This is a genomic window from Flavobacterium litorale (assembly GCF_019613795.1).
GTDB lineage: Bacteria > Bacteroidota > Bacteroidia > Flavobacteriales > Flavobacteriaceae > Flavobacterium > Flavobacterium litorale.
Genome location: NZ_CP080429.1, coordinates 881,570 through 899,967, shown reverse-complemented (window position 1 = coordinate 899,967; position 18,398 = coordinate 881,570). Strand labels below are relative to the sequence as shown.

The 18,398-nt window shown below is 37.5% G+C and carries 19 protein-coding genes and 1 tRNA gene; 8 read left to right on the top strand and 12 right to left on the bottom strand.

From position 1 onward, the window contains the following. Nucleotide 1 precedes the first annotated feature (1 nt). From rfbA to K1I41_RS03945, 7 genes are all read right to left on the bottom strand, one after another. Nucleotides 2-862, bottom strand: a complete 861-nt coding sequence (gene rfbA, locus K1I41_RS03975) for a glucose-1-phosphate thymidylyltransferase RfbA (protein ID WP_220641390.1) — start codon at nucleotides 860-862, stop codon at nucleotides 2-4. Nucleotide 863: 1 nt separating this feature from the next. Further along, nucleotides 864-1,880, bottom strand: coding sequence for a dTDP-glucose 4,6-dehydratase (rfbB, locus tag K1I41_RS03970; RefSeq protein WP_220641389.1), 1,017 nt, complete (start codon nucleotides 1,878-1,880; stop codon nucleotides 864-866). Then, nucleotides 1,873-2,865 carry a patatin-like phospholipase domain-containing protein gene (locus tag K1I41_RS03965; RefSeq protein WP_220641388.1) on the bottom strand — a complete coding sequence of 331 codons (993 nt, stop codon included), beginning with the start codon at nucleotides 2,863-2,865 and terminating at the stop codon, nucleotides 1,873-1,875. Before K1I41_RS03965 ends, rfbB begins: the two co-directional genes overlap by 8 nt. A 5-nt stretch (nucleotides 2,866-2,870) precedes the next feature. Next, nucleotides 2,871-4,556: a DUF6909 family protein gene (locus tag K1I41_RS03960; protein ID WP_220641387.1), complete on the bottom strand. Its 1,686-nt coding sequence runs from the start codon at nucleotides 4,554-4,556 to the stop codon at nucleotides 2,871-2,873. Nucleotides 4,557-4,649: 93 nt separating this feature from the next. Then, nucleotides 4,650-6,131: a GH3 family acyl-acid amido synthetase gene (locus K1I41_RS03955; protein ID WP_220641386.1), complete on the bottom strand. Its 1,482-nt coding sequence runs from the start codon at nucleotides 6,129-6,131 to the stop codon at nucleotides 4,650-4,652. Nucleotides 6,132-6,143: 12 nt separating this feature from the next. Then, nucleotides 6,144-6,494, bottom strand: coding sequence for an SdpI family protein (locus K1I41_RS03950; RefSeq protein ID WP_220641385.1), 351 nt, complete (start codon nucleotides 6,492-6,494; stop codon nucleotides 6,144-6,146). Then, a complete protein-coding gene (locus K1I41_RS03945) occupies nucleotides 6,495-7,364 on the bottom strand; it encodes a M23 family metallopeptidase (protein WP_220641384.1) in 870 nt (289 codons plus the stop codon). Nucleotides 7,365-7,551: 187 nt separating this feature from the next. Between K1I41_RS03945 and K1I41_RS03940 the strand changes: the two genes are divergently transcribed. Beyond that, nucleotides 7,552-7,764 (top strand): twin-arginine translocase TatA/TatE family subunit, encoded by a 213-nt coding sequence (locus tag K1I41_RS03940; protein ID WP_309508899.1) that lies wholly within the window; start codon nucleotides 7,552-7,554, stop codon nucleotides 7,762-7,764. Between the two features lie 261 nt (nucleotides 7,765-8,025). Here the strand turns inward: K1I41_RS03940 and K1I41_RS03935 are convergent, their stop codons facing one another. Beyond that, on the bottom strand, nucleotides 8,026-10,149 hold the full coding sequence (locus K1I41_RS03935) for a Tex family protein (RefSeq protein ID WP_220641383.1): 2,124 nt from the start codon (nucleotides 10,147-10,149) through the stop codon (nucleotides 8,026-8,028). Between the two features lie 111 nt (nucleotides 10,150-10,260). Here K1I41_RS03935 and K1I41_RS03930 point away from each other — a divergent pair, with 111 nt between their 5' ends. The 3 genes from K1I41_RS03930 to K1I41_RS03920 all read left to right on the top strand — a co-directional run bounded on the left by K1I41_RS03930 (nucleotide 10,261) and on the right by K1I41_RS03920 (nucleotide 11,726). Further along, nucleotides 10,261-11,001: a hypothetical protein gene (locus tag K1I41_RS03930; protein ID WP_220641382.1), complete on the top strand. Its 741-nt coding sequence runs from the start codon at nucleotides 10,261-10,263 to the stop codon at nucleotides 10,999-11,001. Nucleotides 11,002-11,175: 174 nt separating this feature from the next. After that, nucleotides 11,176-11,409 (top strand): hypothetical protein, encoded by a 234-nt coding sequence (locus K1I41_RS03925; RefSeq protein WP_220641381.1) that lies wholly within the window; start codon nucleotides 11,176-11,178, stop codon nucleotides 11,407-11,409. After that, nucleotides 11,409-11,726 carry a type II toxin-antitoxin system RelE/ParE family toxin gene (locus tag K1I41_RS03920; RefSeq protein ID WP_220641380.1) on the top strand — a complete coding sequence of 106 codons (318 nt, stop codon included), beginning with the start codon at nucleotides 11,409-11,411 and terminating at the stop codon, nucleotides 11,724-11,726. Before K1I41_RS03925 ends, K1I41_RS03920 begins: the two co-directional genes overlap by 1 nt. 50 nt (nucleotides 11,727-11,776) lie before the next feature. Here K1I41_RS03920 and rpiB read toward each other — a convergent pair whose 3' ends face one another. Together rpiB and K1I41_RS03910 are read right to left on the bottom strand one after the other, a co-directional pair. Continuing rightward, entirely contained in the window at nucleotides 11,777-12,208 is a 432-nt protein-coding gene (rpiB, locus tag K1I41_RS03915) for a ribose 5-phosphate isomerase B (RefSeq protein ID WP_220641379.1), read from the bottom strand. A gap of 626 nt (nucleotides 12,209-12,834) precedes the next feature. Further along, nucleotides 12,835-13,074, bottom strand: coding sequence for a putative signal transducing protein (locus K1I41_RS03910; protein ID WP_220641378.1), 240 nt, complete (start codon nucleotides 13,072-13,074; stop codon nucleotides 12,835-12,837). Between the two features lie 140 nt (nucleotides 13,075-13,214). Here K1I41_RS03910 and rnr point away from each other — a divergent pair, with 140 nt between their 5' ends. The 4 genes from rnr to K1I41_RS03890 all read left to right on the top strand — a co-directional run bounded on the left by rnr (nucleotide 13,215) and on the right by K1I41_RS03890 (nucleotide 17,741). Continuing rightward, the gene (gene rnr, locus K1I41_RS03905) at nucleotides 13,215-15,404 is read left to right on the top strand and encodes a ribonuclease R (protein WP_220641377.1); all 2,190 of its coding nucleotides are present in this window, start codon (nucleotides 13,215-13,217) and stop codon (nucleotides 15,402-15,404) included. 120 nt (nucleotides 15,405-15,524) lie between these two features. After that, the gene (locus tag K1I41_RS03900; protein WP_220641376.1) at nucleotides 15,525-16,196 is read left to right on the top strand and encodes a head GIN domain-containing protein; all 672 of its coding nucleotides are present in this window, start codon (nucleotides 15,525-15,527) and stop codon (nucleotides 16,194-16,196) included. A gap of 131 nt (nucleotides 16,197-16,327) precedes the next feature. Then, entirely contained in the window at nucleotides 16,328-17,002 is a 675-nt protein-coding gene (locus K1I41_RS03895) for a head GIN domain-containing protein (RefSeq protein ID WP_220641375.1), read from the top strand. A gap of 58 nt (nucleotides 17,003-17,060) precedes the next feature. Next, nucleotides 17,061-17,741: a LysE family translocator gene (locus K1I41_RS03890; RefSeq protein ID WP_220641374.1), complete on the top strand. Its 681-nt coding sequence runs from the start codon at nucleotides 17,061-17,063 to the stop codon at nucleotides 17,739-17,741. Between the two features lie 62 nt (nucleotides 17,742-17,803). Here the strand turns inward: K1I41_RS03890 and K1I41_RS03885 are convergent. Beyond that, a tRNA-Cys gene (locus K1I41_RS03885) sits at nucleotides 17,804-17,874 on the bottom strand. A gap of 74 nt (nucleotides 17,875-17,948) precedes the next feature. Continuing rightward, nucleotides 17,949-18,308 (bottom strand): dihydroneopterin aldolase, encoded by a 360-nt coding sequence (gene folB, locus K1I41_RS03880; protein WP_220641807.1) that lies wholly within the window; start codon nucleotides 18,306-18,308, stop codon nucleotides 17,949-17,951. Nucleotides 18,309-18,398 lie beyond the last annotated feature (90 nt).

Sequence of the window (18,398 nt, the reverse complement as noted above, 5' to 3'; positions counted from 1 at the left end):
GTTATGCTATTAAGCTCATTAAATGCGTACCATAACCACTTTTTAAAAGCGGTTGTGCTAACGCTGCAAGTTCGTCTTTAGTTATATATCCCATTCTGTAGGCTGCTTCTTCTATAGCGCCTATTTTTAGTCCTTGGCGTTCTTCTATTACTTGTACAAACTGGCTGGCTTGCATTAGTGAGTTAAATGTACCTGTATCGAGCCAAGCTGTACCTCTATCGAGTATGCTTACTTTTAGGTTGCCTTGTTTTAGGTATTCTTTATTCACATCGGTAATTTCGAGTTCGCCTCTGTGGCTGGGTTGTATGTTAGCTGCTATATCCAGCACATTGTTATCGTAAAAATATATACCTGGTACGGCAAAGTTCGATTTTGGTTTTTCGGGCTTTTCTTCTATAGATAATACATTTCCGTTGGCATCAAAATCTACTACGCCGTAACGCTCTGGGTCGTGTACGTGGTAGGCATATATAATACCGCCATCTGGGTTGTTGTTGGATTGTAATAAATCGGCAAGCCCTGTACCGTAAAAAATATTATCGCCTAGTATTAGGGCTACCTTATCGTTACCTACAAATTCTTTACCTATAATAAAGGCTTCAGCCAAACCGTTGGGTTCTTCTTGTACGGCATACTCAAAACGGCAGCCTAATGTGCTACCGTCGCCTAGTAGGTGACGAAACAGTGGTAAATCGTGCGGGGTGGATATAATTAATATTTCCTTAATACCTGCCCACATTAGGGTAGATAACGGATAGTAAATCATGGGCTTATCGTAAATGGGCATAAGTTGCTTACTTACGGCAAGCGTAAGGGGGTGCAGCCTTGTACCCGAACCTCCTGCTAGTATTATTCCTTTCATACTATTTGGTTAGTTTGTGCAAATACCATTGTATGGTTTTTACAATTCCTGTTTCAAAATTTTCATCGGCTTTCCAGCCCAATTCACTTTCTATTTTGTTGGCATCAATGGCGTAACGCAAATCGTGCCCCGGTCTGTCAGTCACAAAAGTAATTTGGTCTTTGTAGCTACCATCTTTTTTAGGGTACATACCGTCTAGCAATTCGCATATTGTGTTGGCAATATATAAATTGTTTCGCTCATTACGTCCGCCTATATTATAGGTTTCGCCTGCCTTACCGTTTTTATAGGCTAATTCAATTCCTGTACAATGGTCGGTTACGTACAGCCAATCGCGCACATTTTGCCCATCGCCATAAATGGGAATATTCTCTCCCGCTACGGCTTTGCGTATAATGGTAGGTATGAGTTTTTCATTATGTTGTTTTGGTCCGTAGTTGTTGGAGCAGTTGGTGGTTACTACATTCATCCCATAGGTATGGAAATAGCTACGCACTACCATATCCGACGCTGCTTTTGAGGCACTGTATGGGCTATTGGGTGCATAGGGTGTTTCTTCAGTAAAAAGTCCTTCTGCGCCAAGCGTACCGTATACCTCATCGGTAGAGATGTGGTGGAAACGACACAGCTCGTACCCTGTTTTGTAGGTATTGGGTGCACTCATCCAGTGTTGCCTTGCCGTTTCCAGCAGGGTAAAGGTACCCATTACGTTGGTTTGCATAAAGGCTTCGGGTCCTGAGATGGAATTATCTACGTGCGACTCGGCAGCAAAGTGTATAACGCCTTTAAAATTGTGCGTTGCAAATAATTTTGCTACTAATGCTTTATCGCAAATATCGCCTTGTACAAATTTGTAGTTGGGGTTGCCCTCTACTTCAGTCAGGTTATCTAGTGTACCAGCATAAGTAAGCAAATCGAGGTTTACTACAAAATAATCGGGGTTGTTTGCTAAAAAATGTACTACAAAGTTTGCGCCTATAAAACCTGCACCTCCTGTAATTAATAATGCCTTATTCATTAGTAATAATTATTTTTCGTTTGTTTACTTGCCTTTTATAGTAACTTACAAACATTGCAATAGGCACAAAAAGAAAGAAGAAGAAAACGAGTGGTACTACAAACTTCATTCTGCCCGAAATAAATGATTTCCTTTTTGTGTTGAGTATTACGCTGCTCTCTTTAACAATTTTATCGTAATTTAAAAGGTTTACTTTATTTTTTGCTTGCTTTTTTAAGAGGCTGTTTTTGAGCTTGATAACCTCATTCATGGGGGTATTATCGTTGTAATAAATTAAATTATCAGCACCTTTACGTGTAGTACCCGAAAAATCGTTTAGCATATTGTTTATTTGTGCAATAGTAGTATCGTTAGCTGCAATTTCGGCTTGGAGGCTTTTGGTATACTCCACTTTCATCTCCAAAAAATACGAATCAGAGTTTAGGTAGTCCATTATAGGATCTACGGTTGTTTTACGCTCCGCGTTACCCGAGGTGTAAATGGTAATAAGGTGTTTTGGGTAGTTTCGTGCTGTGGGCATGTCCTCCAAAACATCCTCTATATTATCACCTTCTGCTAGTAATTTAAATACTTGCATTCTGCGCTGTTGCTCATCATCACGATCATCAATAAAATCATAAATTTCTATAACAGGCTCTATTTTTATATCACCAATGCGTGCACCACCCAAACCAATTTTGTTTAAAAAATCGCTGTCACTTTCTTTTATTTTTTGACTGATGAGGTTTACGTTATCGTACAAATAATCAACACTATCAAAGTTAGGAATTACCACTACGCGTTGCTCATAAACTTTTTTACCTTGGTCCATATAGTAGCCTAATGCAATACCTGCTATAATAACTAGGGCTACCCACAAAATATTGCGTTTTAAATACAGTATTCCATCAAAAAAGGAATCGTTAGCACGGGTAAAATAGCCTCTTATTTTTCCAGATACCATTGCCAAATCTACGTCTTGGTTGTTGTTTGTTTGGTTTGCCATTGGTTTTATTTACAGTTAAAAAGTTGTTCTAAAATTTTTATCGTAATTAAATATGTTGGTTTTACACCTGTTGTGCCCAATCCGCCCGATGCGAGTGTACTACCCGTTTCTAACGGATTATCCGATGCATAGTAGGCATAGCGCACTTTTACATCGGGGTTGATGCTTTTTCTGATTTTAGATGCCGATTGAATGGCTTTTTGGTAATAGGCACCTTCCATTTCCAGCCCTATAACACCCCATGTTGATTTATGGAAAAACTTGAGTAGGTCTTTATTTTGGAGTGATGTACCCAATACCGTTACCATAGAGCCTGTATATACGGGTATCCCCTCGCCCTCAAACATTTTGGCAGTAAGCTCGTTATTAAACGGGTAATTATCGCCTGTACCCTCGTTAACGTGTGCGGATGGTATCATGATATCGCCCTTATTGCCTTCCAAGATTCCTGCTTTACCCATTATGGAAACAGAATCTACATTAAGGAAGGTTTTGGTACTGTTTTCTTTATACGGTTTTAATAACTCATCAATCGTTTCATAGGCTTGCTCACCAAAAGCATAATCCATTACGATAATAACGGGTTTATCCTCCCCTACGTTTGCCGATGGAAATGCCGATTTTGAGAAATCGATTTTAGCGGAATCGAATATTTGTACGTCAATATTAGTCCCTGAGGTATCGGGCATGGCAATCATGCCATTTTTAAGGGCAAATGCCTCTACCTTGTCCCTGTCCTTATTACCCGATTTGCTTAGCTCCTCGTAAATAAAAAAGTCGGGTTTATCTTTATATTTGGTTTTAAGTACGTGCGGTGCGTATATGGAGTTCATTACACTGTGCATGTTGGCACTAATAATATGTATGGGGCGTTGCAGTAATCCGTTTTGCTTTAGTACTGCCTTAATATTATCGGCCCATATTTCGCCATGTATGTGGTGCCCTAGCCTTTCACGCAATATAGGGCTAAACGTTATGGCGCGTTTTGGTCCGCCCAAAGCCTCATCTATAGCCAATTTGCCCAGCCAATACACTACGTGTAAAAACCTGTCGGGGGTGGTGGCGTTACCAAACGCATCGTAAATATCGGTAACCTCAGCAAAGGTACGCCCTAATATGTTGGATACATGTGAAATGGCTGTTTCGCGGCCTTCGAGGTTTAATTTTTTGTTTTGCAAAATTACCTGCTCCAGTTTTTGCCAGTCGCGGGTCATTTCGCCCGATTCATCTATCAATACGCGGTTTCGTATTTTGTGCGACTCTATAAATATAAAGGTAAGGTGCGTAAGAATATCGTAAATGTCCGACCTGCCTCGTGTAATATCTACATTCATCTGCTCCTCATCAATACGGTAGCAGTTACGGCGGCGTTTGGGTGGTACTATGGCTTGGAAATGCGATTTCGAGTAGCCTTCGTCCGAAGTGAGGTTTATAAAACGGCATTCCTCTATACCTATAGGCAAACGCTCTATAACATACAATAGTCCGTTAAGCTCGGCTTTTTCGTCGGCTATAGAGCCATATATTTCGGGGCGCAACTCCAAAAGTGCTTCCCTAAGTGTTTCGCCCGATACACCCATGGGTTTGTAAAAACCTCGGTTAAATAGATGACGCATTGTAATATACAGTCGTTCTATGGCTGCCGAAGATTCTTGTGCGCGTGTACGCGATATATTTCTGGTGCTTCGCATTCTAATTGTTGTTTTATCCGCAAATGTAGGATTTATTTTTTTAGTTGTTTAAAGTAGCAACGCTACGGCACTACTTGTTATTGCTATTTTACATTAGCTTAATGCATCGGCTATTTTCCTATCGTTACTCAATCGGGGTAGCTTGTTTTGCCCTCCTAATTTACCAATAGATTTCATGTACTCCTGAAAACCGTTTTTACCTACCTTGGTTATTACTACGGTACGGAGTATACTCCCTCGTATCAAATCGTCGTAATAGGTGTTCTGCTTGCGCATGGCTTCGTCTATTGCTATGGCAAAAGCCTCCATATCATCAGGTTCGTTTTCAAACTCAATAAACCATTCGTGGTACGGCAAACCGTTAACAGGGTTTATTTGTGGTGCAACGGTAAATTCGTTTACACGTACTTGTGTTCCCTCCATAGCTTCGTTAAGGGCACTTTCCACCTCTTTGCCTATAACGTGCTCGCCAAATGCCGAAATAAAATGTTTTATCCTGCCTGTTACAATTACCCTGTAGGGTTGCAATGATGTAAACGCAACAGTATCGCCTGTATTGTATGCCCATAGCCCTGCGTTGGTAGAAATTATGAGTACGTAGTTAACACCCAGTGCTACCTCGCCTATGGTATAGCGTTTTGGATTATCGGTAAAAAACTCATCCGATTTTATAAATTCGTAAAAAACACCTGCATTTAAGAGCAACAACATCCCTTTTTCGCCCTGTTTGTCTTGGTAGGCAAAAAAACCTTCGGAAGCTGGGAATAACTCAATACTATCTACTTTACGTCCTATTAAATTTTCGAATTTTGCACGGTAGGGTTCGTAATTAACCCCACCGTAAATAAACAGGCTGAAATTCTTAAAAATATCGCCTACTTTTTTGTTTCCTTTTTTCTGCAAACGCTCAAAGTACATTTGTACCCACGAGGGTATGCCCGATATTACCCGCATATCTTCGGGGTAGGTTTCTTCTACAATGGCATCTACTTTGGTTTCCCAATCGTCAATAATATTGGTTTCCCAACTGGGCATGCGGTTGCGTTGTAGGTAACTGGGTACGTAGTGCGCCACGATACCGCTGAGCCGCCCAAATTTGAGTCCGTTTTTCTCCTCCAACACGGGGCTACCCTGTAAAAATATCATTTTGCCATCTACAAAATCGGCATTACCTGTTTCATGCACATACAGCAATATGGCGTTACGGGCTGCTTCTATGTGGTAGGGCATGGACTCTTTGGTAAGCGGAATATACTTCGCACCCGATGTTGTACCCGATGTTTTTGCAAAATAAAGGGGTTTGCCTACCCATAATACATCAGCTTCGCCTGCTACAACACGTTCTACATACGGTTTTAAAGCCTCGTAATCGCGTACGGGTACATGGGTTGCAAAATCGGTATAGTTTTGTATGGTGCTAAAGTTATGGTCGGTACCAAAAGCCGTATGCGCTGCTTTTTTTAGCAATTGCTTAAATACCTTTTGCTGGGTAGCTACAGGGTTTTGTGCCCATTTTTGGGTAGTGTTGTATACGTTACGAGCGAATAGCTTTGCAGCGAACGATTTTAATGACATGTTTTGCGTTTATTAATCGGTAGAACGGTTTTTTAGTTCGTTCTCGGTGGTATAAAAAAGGTAAGCCATACCTACTAGTAGCATTAGTATTCCAAAAATGGCTTCTGTTTGTTGCTCTAAATCAAGCATGGCATTAACCCCTCCTGAAATCAGCATAAATATAGCTACTTTTAGCATTTGTTTGGTGGAAAATTTTTGAGCAAAATCCCAATTTTCCTGCGATTGCTTGGAGCGTTTGGAACGATAACCATATAAATCGTTAATTTTTTTTGGTGGAAAAAAATGCATTAGTATAGCCGTTACAAGTAGTACAAAGCCACTTAAGAAAAAAATACTTGTTATTGCATTTAGTATATCTTGCATCTATTCAAAATTAATATATTGGGTGGGGTTTATAGGGTAACCGTCTTTCCATAGCTCAAAATGTAAATGTACTCCTGTAGATTGTTCGCCCGTAGAGCCTGCAAGAGCTATTGCCTCGCCCGAGTGCACTATATCGCCTTGTTCTTTGGTTAATGTAGCAGCATGTTTGTACACCGATATAATACCATCGTTATGGCGTACTATAATTACGTTACCGTTGGTAGGCGTCCAATCGGCAAACAATACGGTACCTGCGGCTACCGATTTTATAGGTGTATCTTTAGCCAAAGCAACATCTACAGCAAAATGTTTATTTTTAGAGTTGTACGGCTCGGTAATGTGCCCTTTTGCAGGAGAAAATAGTACGAGGTTTACACGTGGCTTGGATTCTTCAAATAAATTATACTTATCCTCTAGTGCTACCTCTTCCATTAACTTCAGCTCAGCTTCAGATGGCGATACGTCTATATGAGGTGTTTCTTTTTGTTCGGGTACGTAAATCGAATCTCTATTTAATTTCGTCAGCTCCAAATCGCCTGTAAGCACTTTTTTTATAGAGGCTAGGTAGGCTTTATTCGCCTCCAGTTCTTGTGTTAACGAGTCTGTTTTTATAGCATTTTCCGTAGCTTCTCGTTTTAGTTTGGTAGAGTTGTACCCTGGTATGTACTCCCGTAAGGGTGTAAAGGCAATAATGTAGGTGGTAAGTGCTATCATTACAATACTTACCGTAGTAAGTACCACAAAAACATTCATGAGGTTAAGCTTGAGCGAAAATTTTTCCTCAAAGTTATCCTCATCCAGTATAACCAAACGGCTTTTGTTAAATAGCTTTTTTTTGATTACCTTTCTCTTGAGCCTTTTTTTTGCCATACATAACAGTTTAATATACAAATATACTAATCTCGTGAGCAGAATGAAATTGTACATACGCGAAAAGCATAGCACATAACGTTAAATAAACAACATTTAACGCAAACTATAACCAAATAATTAGCGTATGCAATTGTTGTAAATAATTTATGTTTAACTTTGTAGCGAAAATATATATTCTATTATTATGAATTCATTAGCATTTTTTCTGGGAATGATTGGCACACCACAAATCATATTGATTGTTGTGGTTTTACTTTTACTTTTTGGCGGAAGAAAAATTCCTGAACTAATGAAAGGACTTGGTTCTGGTATTAAAGAGTTTAAAAATGCTGCTAAAGAGGATGAGCAGCCCGCAACGTCTAAAAAGCAACAAACACAAGAAGACAATAAATTGTAATACATACTTGCAATTAACCCAAACCCTATAGCAGTGCTATAGGGTTTTTTGTTTATAAATAGATTACTTAGTGCCTCGTAATGTTTTTTCTAGTATATCATTACGAGCAAAGCGTAATGGAGCGTGGGCAACCTACAAACCATTTCATTTGACAAATTTATTTTGGACACCTGCAAGGTCTTTACGACCTTGTAGGTTTACTCTGCTGTTATGTAGTTTATACCTACAAGGTCGTAAAGACCTTGCAGGATGATAGGTAACTTATACTATCATACTTAACTGTACCCTTTTTCGGGCTTCGTCCACTTCCATCACTTTTACGGTAACGTGCTGGTGTAATTTTACAACTTCGTTTACATCGCTCACAAAACCTTCTTTTAATTGCGATATATGTACCAGTCCACTCTCCTTAATGCCTACATCAATAAAGCAACCAAAATTGGTAATGTTGTTTACTATACCAGGTAAAATCATACCTGTATTGAGGTCGGTAATCGATTTTACATTGGGGTCGAACTCAAACATTTTAACCGATTTACGCGGGTCTAGCCCAGGTTTTTCAAGCTCTTTTAAAATATCTTGTAAACCCAGTACACCAATATTTTCAGTAGCATAATCATCAATATTAATTTTTGCACTAGCCACTTTATTCGAAATTAGCTCCGCCGTTTTTAACTTTAAGTCCTTTGCCATTTTCTCAATAATCAGGTAGGCTTCTGGGTGCACAGCACTATTATCCAACGGGTTTTTAGCATTGGGTATGCGTACAAACGCTGCTGCCTGTTGGTAGGCTTTTTCTCCTAGTCGAGGTACTTTTTTAAGTTGTTTTCTGTCCTCAAAAGCACCATTTTCGGTACGATACGCCACGATGTTTTCGGCGAGCTTATCCCCTATGCCCGATACATAACTTAACAACGATTTACTAGCGGTGTTTATGTTTACACCCACCGCGTTTACACAACGCATTACTACCGTATCGAGTTCTTCTTTTAGTTTGGTTTGGTCTACATCGTGTTGGTACTGCCCTACGCCTATGGCTTTGGGGTCTATTTTTACCAGTTCGGCAAGTGGGTCGGACAGCCTACGCCCTATGGATACTGCACCACGCACGGTAACATCGTAATTTGGGAATTCTGAACGTGCAATTTTTGATGCCGAATATACCGATGCACCAGCCTCGTTTACTATAAATACTTGTGGTGGCGTGTCCCAGGCTATTTTTTTAATAAAATGTTCGGTTTCGCGGCTTGCTGTACCGTTACCAATGGCTATGGCTTCTACTTTGTAAGCATTTGCCATAGAACGTATTTTTTTCATGGCAATGGCGCTCTCTTTTTGTGGCGGATGCGGAAATATCGTTTCGTTATATAACAAATCGCCTTTTTCGTCGAGGCAGACTACTTTACAACCCGACCTGAATCCAGGGTCTATGGCAAGTATGCGTTTTCCTACCAATGGTGGTGCAAGTAATAATTGCTGTAAATTATCGGCAAATACATGTATGGCTGTAGCATCGGCTTTCGTCTTGGCTTCTTGCAATACCTCGTTGCCTATGGCAGGTGCTAGCAAACGTTTGTAACTATCGGCTATGGCTTTTTGCAGGTGTGGTGCCGTTTCTTTTTTGGGGTTTTTAATAACCGTTTGCTCCATAAAAGCCAAAACAGCATCTTTATCCACTTCTATTTTAAATTTTATAATCCCCTCTTCGGCTGCCCGTAGCATTGCCAACAGTCGATGCGATGGTGCTTTGGTTAGGTTCTCGCTCCAATCGAGGTATTGCGAAAATTTTTGTGCTTTTTCGGGGTCGGCAGTTTTAACGGCTTTGGTTGTTATTGTTGCATTACGGTTAAAAATACGACGCAGGTTTTTCCTTATGTACATATTCTCGTTAATCCACTCGGCTATAATGTCGCGTGCACCTTGTAGGGCATCATCTTCGTTAACTACTTTGTTATTAAGGTATTTACCCGCTACATAATCAATATCATCAGCGTTTTGTGCCATAATTATTTTTGCCAACGGCTCTAATCCATTTTCGCGCGCCGTATCAGCTTTGGTTTTTCGGCGTTTTTTGTAGGGCAGGTATAAGTCTTCTAACGCTATAAGGTCGAAACTACTATTAATTTTATCCTGTAATTCGGGTGTAAGTGCGTTTTGTTCTTCAATGCTTTTAAGTATCGCTTCTTTTCGCTTTACAATTGCCTCATAGGCTTGGTTGAGCTTGGCTATTTGCTCTATTACTACCTCATCGAGGTTACCTGTAGCATCTTTACGATAACGGGCTATAAAGGGTATGGTACAGTCTTCGTTTAGTAATTGTAGTGTGGCGGTTATGCTTTTTACGGGTGCAGTTACCACCCCCGCTATATATTGAATGTTTGTCATGCTTTGTAATTCTAAGGTTTACAAAGATAACGGGATATTTTTGGAGTAATATTTAAATTATGATTTTAAGAAAGTTTTTGTAAGTTAGTAATCTAACTAAAAAATTTAATAATGGCAAAGAGTAATAAAACAAAGTGGATTCCTACGGATAAAAGATTTGTAGCCTTTTTTGATATTCTCGGATTTAAAGATATGGTTATGAGATCAACCCATAATGAGATTTACGACAAACTAAATGAGATTTCAAGAATTAAGAAATGGTTAGAAAAGCTTACTGCTGATGATGAAATACAAGAAAAAGTTGGAAATGCTGAAATTTATACTGTTAGTTTCTCAGATTCGATTGTACTATTTTCAAAGAATGGCGATAGTGAAAATTTTAGGTTTTTTTTAGTTGCAGTAAGATGGTTTTTGGCAAAAGCCATCGAAAATGATATTCCAATGAAAGGAGGAATGGCATACGGTCAAATAAGTTTAAATAAATCCGAACAAATATATTTCGGTCAACCTATTATAGATGCTTATTTAATAGAAGAAGATGTGTATTATTTTGGAGTTACAGCGCATAATAGTATAAATAACTATATTAATCAAAATCATGATTCTTTGGACATGAAATATATAAATGAAATTTTATTCGATTGTTTAACACCTCTAAAATGTGGTAAAGTTGAGCATACGAATGTAAACTGGTTTATCAAAATTGGTGGCGTAATGGAAATGACAGATAAAGATGAAAAAAAGAAAATTATTAATGAAACTATAAAAAAGTTTCGAATGACTGCTAGTGGCTCGCCTAGAAAATATGTTGATAATACGTTACATGTTCTCAAGAATATCATCATTGTCTAAATGAATAGGAGTTAATGATAAACCACTAATATTAAAAGCAAAAAATTAATTTAATCCTCTTGTAGTGAATTTTTGATACTTATAAATCTTTACTTCATTACAAAATTCCAAAAATATAAAACCAAAAATAATAGCAAAAAATAATTTAGTATTTTTGATATAAATTATACTGCTATGGATTTAAAAACCCGAAAAATAGAATTTGTACAGGAGTTTTTAAAACTTCAGAGTGAGGAAATTGTTACGCTCCTCGAAAATGTACTAAAAAAACAAACCATTACTACTAAAAGTGAAAGTTTTACTCCTACAACGGTAACAGAACTCAATGCGAGAATTGATAAATCGGAAGAGGATTTTAAAAACGGTAGGTACTCAACCAGCCAAGAATTACTTTCTAAATACGAATAATGGGTTTTAAAGTTGTTTGGTCTGACTTTGCGAAAAGCGAATTGGATAAAATATTTGAATATTATTGTGAAAATGCTAGTACAAATTTTGCCAAGAAAATAGTTCAAAAAATAATTTCTGAACCTGATAGACTAATAAATAATCCTGAAATTAGCCAGCGTGAGGAATTACTTTTAAATCGTGAAATTGACTATTTTAGTTTACTTTGCGATAACTATAAAATTATCTATTCGGTAGACAAAAAGCTACAATTAATTAAAATTGCTGATGTTTTCGATACTCGGCAAAATCCCATTAAGCTCAAACGTAATAAATAAAGAAATCCGCTCTTCCAAGCGGATTTTTTATATCTAAAAGCTACTAACTATTACTTACAAGCAATTTTAGCAACTCTGTTTTGGTGGCGTCCACCTTCAAAATCAGTGTTAATAAAAGCATCTACCATTGCTATAGCTTGTTGTACGGAGGTATAACGAGCTGGTATACTTAATATATTAGCATCGTTATGCTGGCGGGCCAGTTCGGTAATTTCTTTGGTCCAACATAGTGCAGCACGAATATTGGAGTACTTGTTAGCCGTCATAGATACGCCATTACCACTACCACACAATAGTATACCAAAATCGGCAGTACCATTGGTTACATCGTTGGCTACAGGGTATACAAAATCGGGGTAATCTACGCTATCAAAAGTATCAGTACCATGGTTAATAACGGTTATGCCTTTTTGCTCTAGGTGCTGTACAATTGCTTTTTTATAGTCGGGAGCAGCGTGGTCGTTTCCTATCGAAATTTTCATTATTCTTGTTGTGTTATGTTGTTTATTTCGGGCAAAGTTACCAAACAATTACTAATATACTAGTACTCAATACGGTAATCTTTTTTAGGGTGGGTGTCGCCATTAATATAGTAATATATATGTTAAAATACTGTAATGTTTATAAATTTTAAAACCTATTGTAAATAAAGTAGTTACAAAATGAATGATATTGTTGATAAGTTGATAACGAATTTTATAAAAATATTCAGGTTCTTAACAATTTTTTTACATACAGAAAGTAAAACTAAAAATGCAAGCAAAGTTTTTACTTTTTCATATTTTTTTATCAGCAGTTTACTAGCAGTTATTAACAGTAATTAATAAGGTAAATTATTAAATAAACACTAGCATTTTTTGTTGTTAACCATTGTTAATAACTACCCTAAGTGTTGTAAAAATGGTTACGATACAGTATTTTACATTAAGTTAACATTGTTGATTATTTTGTATAAATACCGTTAAGTAAGTAATGCAAAAAAATACAATAAAGTTTTACCTCTTATTAACACGCTATAATAACCATCATTTTATTTTAAAATTTAAAAAAGTTATTATAGTATTTTTAATAAATGTTAACAACTTTAAAATGGAATAGGAGGGAGTGGCTATACAATTTTGAGGTTACTGTTGGACGAAAAATTGTTTAGTATTGCTTTTACGTCCTCTAAGTCGTTGGGGTGTACTTTTAGTTTAATGCCACCCAATGCTGCCGAGTACATGGGTACTATGGATGTCATGGTTTCGTTCTCAAAAAAGTAGCTAATGCCTGCCTCGGTAAGTAAGTGCTTTAGTATGGTAATTTCGTGCGGATAGGTAAATACGGCTGCTGTAATAAAATCTTTCATATAGAAACAGTTATGCTACTAAAGGTACTCTTTTTTGTTGTTTCTTATAAATTAATTCTATCTCAAAAAAGTTATTATTTCATTAAATAGGCAGGTTAATAGTCTAGTAATTCGTAATTTTCAGCAATATTTAAAATTATATGAGTAAAAACAACGGAAGACCTTCGGCTAAGAAAGAAAAAGATTTTTCACGAAAAATTTATAAACTACTAGCTAAAGATCCCAACAAATCATTCAACTACAAACAAGTTGCAGCTGCATTTCACGTTACCGATACCAAAGGACGTAATGAAATTATTAAAGAACTCAAATATCTTGCTGCCAAACAAAAAATTGAAGAAACAGAACGCGGAAAATATACTGTAATTGCTAAAAACGATTACATAGAAGGCGTTATTGATATGACGAGCAGGAGGACTGCTTATTTTGTATCGACAGAATTGGAAGACGATATTTTTATCCCTACCAACAACCTGAATAAGGCTTTGGATGGCGATAGGGTTAAGGTTTATATTTATAACCGCCGTAGGGGCAAACGCCCTGAGGGTGAAGTAGTAGAGATACTAGAGCGCGCTAAAACCGACTTTGTGGGGGTAATAGATGTACAAAAGAATTTTTCGTTTGTATCTACCGCCAACCCAAAAATGTATACCGATATTTTTATCCCGAAAAACAAATTGGGTAATGCTCAGGATGGCGATGTAGTATTGGTAAGAATAGAAGATTGGCCTGCTAAAGCCGATAGCCCTTTTGGCGAGGTAACCCGTGTGTTAGGACGCCCTGGCGAACACGATACCGAAATACATGCTATACTGGCAGAGTACGGATTGCCGTATGATTTTCCTGTAGATGTAGAGGCGTATGCGCAAAAGATAGATACCGAAATACACGAAGATGAAATTGCCCGTAGGAGGGATATGCGTAAAACATTAACGCTTACTATAGACCCTAAGGATGCTAAGGATTTTGATGATGCATTATCATTCCAGAAACTAGACAATGGTAATTATGAGATAGGCATACACATTGCCGATGTATCGCATTACTTAAAAGAGGGCACTATATTGGATGATGAGGCATACAACCGTGCTACATCGGTATATTTAGTAGATAGGGTAGTACCCATGTTACCCGAAGTACTCTCTAACTTTGCCTGTTCGTTACGTCCACACGAGGAAAAATATACGTTTTCGGCAGTATTTGAGCTTAACGATAAAGCAGAGCTTGTAAACCAATGGTTTGGGCGTACGGTTATTTATTCCGATCAGCGTTTTGCCTATGAGGAAGCACAGCACATTATTGAAACCAAAGAGGCTACCATACCAGCTGATATTTCGTTAACTGGAGAAGCATATACTGTTAGTGATGATATACAGTTTACCATACTAAAAATGGATGCACTTGCTAAAATAATGCGTAAAAAACGCATGGCAAAAGGAGCCATATCGTTTGATAAAGTAGAAGTAAAATTTAACCTCGACGAAAATGCCGAACCTATAGGCGTGTACTTTAAAGAATCTAAAGATGCCAATCATCTTATCGAAGAATTTATGCTGTTGGCAAACCGAAAAGTAGCCGAGTATATTGGCAAACAAAAGAAAACCTTTGTATACCGTATTCACGATGAACCCGATACCGATAAATTAATGAATTTGCAAACGGTAATATCCAAGTTTGGGTATAGCGTTAACTTTAAAACAAAGCAAACCATATCGCAATCCTTAAACCAATTAATGGTAGATGCTCGTGGTAAAAAAGAACAAAACCTTGTAGATACCCTTGCTATTAGGAGTATGAGCAAAGCCAAATACTCCACAGATAATATTGGGCATTATGGTTTAGCATTCGATTATTACTCGCACTTTACATCGCCCATACGCCGTTACCCCGATGTTATGGCACACCGCTTATTGCAATATTATTTAGATGGAGGTGCATCAGTAGATGAAGAGGTGTACGAAGATAAATGCAACCACTGTTCAGGCATGGAATACCTTGCAGTAAACGCCGAGCGCGATAGCATTAAATACATGCAGGTTAAGTACATGCTGGACCATAAGGATGAGGAGTTTTTGGGTGTAATATCGGGCGTTACCGAGTGGGGTATTTACGTAGAAATAGTATCTAACAAATGCGAAGGTATGTGCCGTATACGCGAAATTAAAGACGATTATTATACGTTTGATGATAAGCAATACGCCTTAGTAGGCGAAGTTACAGGCAACTTATTACAATTGGGCGACGAAGTTTATGTAAAAGTAAAAAATGCCGACTTGGTTAAGAAACAGCTTGATTTTCAGTTGGTAGGAACAGTAAAAGATGATGATTAGCTGCTTAAAATAAGCTAAAAGCAAAATTTTTTACCAAAACCTGTAACCTTTGGCAGTTTAATCTCGTCTTTGTATATGTAATGAAACATATAAAATCATCAAATTAAATCCAATCACAAAATGAAAAAGTTAATTTTAGTAGCATTATTAACTATAAGTCAATGTATTAATGCGCAGGAGGTAACCAAAAAGCTAGGCGATTTTTCAGTCGTAAAAGTATTCGATATGATTAACGTAACGCTCGTTAAATCATCCGAAAATAAAATAGAAATTGTAGGCGACAGAGCTAACGAAGTAGTGGTAGTAAACAAAAACGGTAAACTCAAAATAAAAATGGAGTTTACAAAATTACTAGCTGGCGAAGACATTGAGGCTACTTTATACTACACGGGCACAATAAGAGAAATAGAAGCCAACGAAGGTTCGTACATAGGCTCTTCAGACGTTTTAAAAGTTACTTCGCTCGATTTAAATGCTAAAGAAGGTGCTACTATAAAAGTAGAGATGGACGTACAGCATTTAAATTCTAAAATTAGCTCAGGTGGTATTGCAGAGCTTTATGGTAAATGCATTAACCACGAGGTTAAAATAAACTCAGGGGGTATACTTGAGGCAAAACAACTAATTACCGAGCAAACCGAGATAAAAGTAAGTGCTGGTGGCGAAGTAGAAATATACGCTACCGATTACGTAAATGCTAAAGTAACAGCAGGTGGTGATATAGATGTGTATGGTAATCCATCGCAAGTAGATAAAAAAACAACTTTTGGAGGCAGAATCAGAATAAAGTAACACACTAAAAATCATATATTTATAACCCCAGTATATATAAAATAATATGCTGGGGTTATATTTTTTACAAAATACTGTAACATTTACTATTAAGCACTGTCTTTACTACAAAACAATAAAACATTCCAATTATGAAAACATTTTTATTACTAGCTGCCATAGCAACATTTCAGTTCGCAACAGCACAAAAAACCTACGAATTAGATAGCTTTAATAAAATAGCCATTAGTGGCGATGCCGATATGGAGTTACAACTTGTTAAATCATCTGAAAATAAACTTGTTATTTCGGGAGCAGATAACGAAGATTTATCGGATGATTTTAGAGTCTCTTCAGCAGGAGGATATTTGGCTATATCCAACGATTATGATGATTTAGAGATGATAGTATACTACACGGATGATATAAATGAAATGACAGTTTCGGGCGATGTAGAAATTACGTGTGAGGATACTATAAAATCCAGAAATTTTATGTTAAGTGCCAATAGCGATGTAGTAGTACAATTAAAAGTAGATACTAATAATTTTACGCTTGTAGCAGCATCCGATGCTGAGATAACACTATCGGGTAGTGCAAGGAATTTTAATGCAGCCGTAGCTTCTGATGCTGAACTGAACGGCAACGAACTTAAAACCAAAAACAATTGCAGTATTGCCATAGCATCCGATGGCGAAGCTAGTATATACTGCAAAGGAAATGTAGATGCTACAGTAGCCTCTGACGGTGAACTTACCATATACGGTAACCCAAGAAACGTTAATGAATCCAAGTCGTCCGATGCCGAAATTACTATAATGCGATAGTAATATTTCTGCTTTAAAAATATAAATGTTAACTTGCAGTTTCTTATTTTGATACTGAATGATTGACGATATTTTTGCGGCGCTACCATTAGGATTTATGCTTAGTTTTATGCCTGGGGCTGTATTTTTTGTACTTCTTGAAACCAGTGTTGTAAAAGGATTTAGAGCAGCCCTAACATTTGATATAGGGGTAGTAATTGCCGACTTGGTTTTTATTTGCATTGCCTATTTTAGCAGCTACAGGCTTATACAAAGCATTAAAGACGAACCTGCACTATTTGTATTTGGCGGGCTAATACTGCTTACCTACGGGCTAATATCCTTTATAAAGCAAAAGCGGGTAGGCAAAAACGAAATGATAAAAAAAAGCGAGTCCAAAGAAATCATGAAAAAAGATTACTTGGGGCTTTTTTTAAAGGGCTTTTTGCTCAATTTTATCAACGTAGGCGTACTCGGGTTTTGGTTGGCAATACTAATAACAGTAGGACCACAATTGGATATGGAAAAAAGCAGAATGGCTGTATTTTTTGCCTCCATACTAGCAGCCTATTTTATTACCGATATTTTTAAAATACTACTAGCCAAACAACTGCGTAGCAAGTTAACAGCAGGCAACATACTTAAAATTAAAAAAGTAATAAGCATTATACTCATGATTTTTGGTATAGCCCTGTTAGCACAAGCATGGTCGCCGTCCGAAAGAGTATTTGTAATGGATCAGTTAGAAGCAGACGAATAGAATATATCATATACACCCAAATAAAAAAAGCTGTTACTTTTTAGTAACAGCTTTTTTTGTAGAGGCATCGAGCGGATTCGAACCGCTGTACAAGGTTTTGCAGACCTCTGCCTAGCCACTCGGCCACGATGCCATTTTTATGGATGGCAAATTTACATATATTTTGGACTATCGCAACAAATTTACCCTAAAATTTAGTATTTCTTACTAGTTGCGGTATTCCTCAATTTGTACCGTAACCGCAGCTACATCGCCACCAATAGGCGGGTTTACCTTAGATACGGCTATTTTAATTCGAGATACCGCAGCAAGCTCCTCAAAAATACGCTTAATAATCCGTTCTGCCACATGCTCCAGCAATTGGGCACGTATAGCCATTTCCTCAACCACAATGCTGTTTAGGTGTACATAATCAACCGTATCATTCAAATCATCCGTATGCCTAGCCTTACGCAAATCCGTTTTTACCTCCAAATTCACCAAGTAGTCCGAGCCTATTTTAGCCTCCTCCACCAAACACCCATGGTAACTAAAGGTGCGTATGTCCTGTAATCGTATTATTCCCATCGTATCCTGTAAATTTCCTAATGTAAAAATAAACATTTCTAAGCGTTATACCGCAGTTTAAATCTTTTAAAGGCGTCAATTTATATCAGT

What these genes read in the sequence shown, in the direction of transcription:
- K1I41_RS03900 (WP_220641376.1), top strand. Translation starts at nt 15,525, where the DNA reads ATGAAAAAGTTAATTTTAGTAGCATTATTAACTATAAGTCAATGTATT.
- K1I41_RS03895 (WP_220641375.1), top strand. Translation starts at nt 16,328, where the DNA reads ATGAAAACATTTTTATTACTAGCTGCCATAGCAACATTTCAGTTCGCA.
- K1I41_RS03930 (WP_220641382.1), top strand. Translation starts at nt 10,261, where the DNA reads ATGGCAAAGAGTAATAAAACAAAGTGGATTCCTACGGATAAAAGATTT.
- K1I41_RS03935 (WP_220641383.1), bottom strand. Translation starts at nt 10,149, where the DNA reads ATGACAAACATTCAATATATAGCGGGGGTGGTAACTGCACCCGTAAAA.
- K1I41_RS03910 (WP_220641378.1), bottom strand. Translation starts at nt 13,074, where the DNA reads ATGAAAGATTTTATTACAGCAGCCGTATTTACCTATCCGCACGAAATT.
- K1I41_RS03960 (WP_220641387.1), bottom strand. Translation starts at nt 4,556, where the DNA reads ATGCGAAGCACCAGAAATATATCGCGTACACGCGCACAAGAATCTTCG.
- K1I41_RS03890 (WP_220641374.1), top strand. Translation starts at nt 17,061, where the DNA reads ATGATTGACGATATTTTTGCGGCGCTACCATTAGGATTTATGCTTAGT.
- K1I41_RS03925 (WP_220641381.1), top strand. Translation starts at nt 11,176, where the DNA reads ATGGATTTAAAAACCCGAAAAATAGAATTTGTACAGGAGTTTTTAAAA.
- K1I41_RS03955 (WP_220641386.1), bottom strand. Translation starts at nt 6,131, where the DNA reads ATGTCATTAAAATCGTTCGCTGCAAAGCTATTCGCTCGTAACGTATAC.
- K1I41_RS03920 (WP_220641380.1), top strand. Translation starts at nt 11,409, where the DNA reads ATGGGTTTTAAAGTTGTTTGGTCTGACTTTGCGAAAAGCGAATTGGAT.
- K1I41_RS03965 (WP_220641388.1), bottom strand. Translation starts at nt 2,865, where the DNA reads ATGGCAAACCAAACAAACAACAACCAAGACGTAGATTTGGCAATGGTA.
- K1I41_RS03940 (WP_309508899.1), top strand. Translation starts at nt 7,552, where the DNA reads ATGAATTCATTAGCATTTTTTCTGGGAATGATTGGCACACCACAAATC.
- K1I41_RS03945 (WP_220641384.1), bottom strand. Translation starts at nt 7,364, where the DNA reads ATGGCAAAAAAAAGGCTCAAGAGAAAGGTAATCAAAAAAAAGCTATTT.
- rfbB (WP_220641389.1), bottom strand. Translation starts at nt 1,880, where the DNA reads ATGAATAAGGCATTATTAATTACAGGAGGTGCAGGTTTTATAGGCGCA.
- rpiB (WP_220641379.1), bottom strand. Translation starts at nt 12,208, where the DNA reads ATGAAAATTTCGATAGGAAACGACCACGCTGCTCCCGACTATAAAAAA.
- rnr (WP_220641377.1), top strand. Translation starts at nt 13,215, where the DNA reads ATGAGTAAAAACAACGGAAGACCTTCGGCTAAGAAAGAAAAAGATTTT.
- K1I41_RS03950 (WP_220641385.1), bottom strand. Translation starts at nt 6,494, where the DNA reads ATGCAAGATATACTAAATGCAATAACAAGTATTTTTTTCTTAAGTGGC.
- folB (WP_220641807.1), bottom strand. Translation starts at nt 18,308, where the DNA reads ATGGGAATAATACGATTACAGGACATACGCACCTTTAGTTACCATGGG.
- rfbA (WP_220641390.1), bottom strand. Translation starts at nt 862, where the DNA reads ATGAAAGGAATAATACTAGCAGGAGGTTCGGGTACAAGGCTGCACCCC.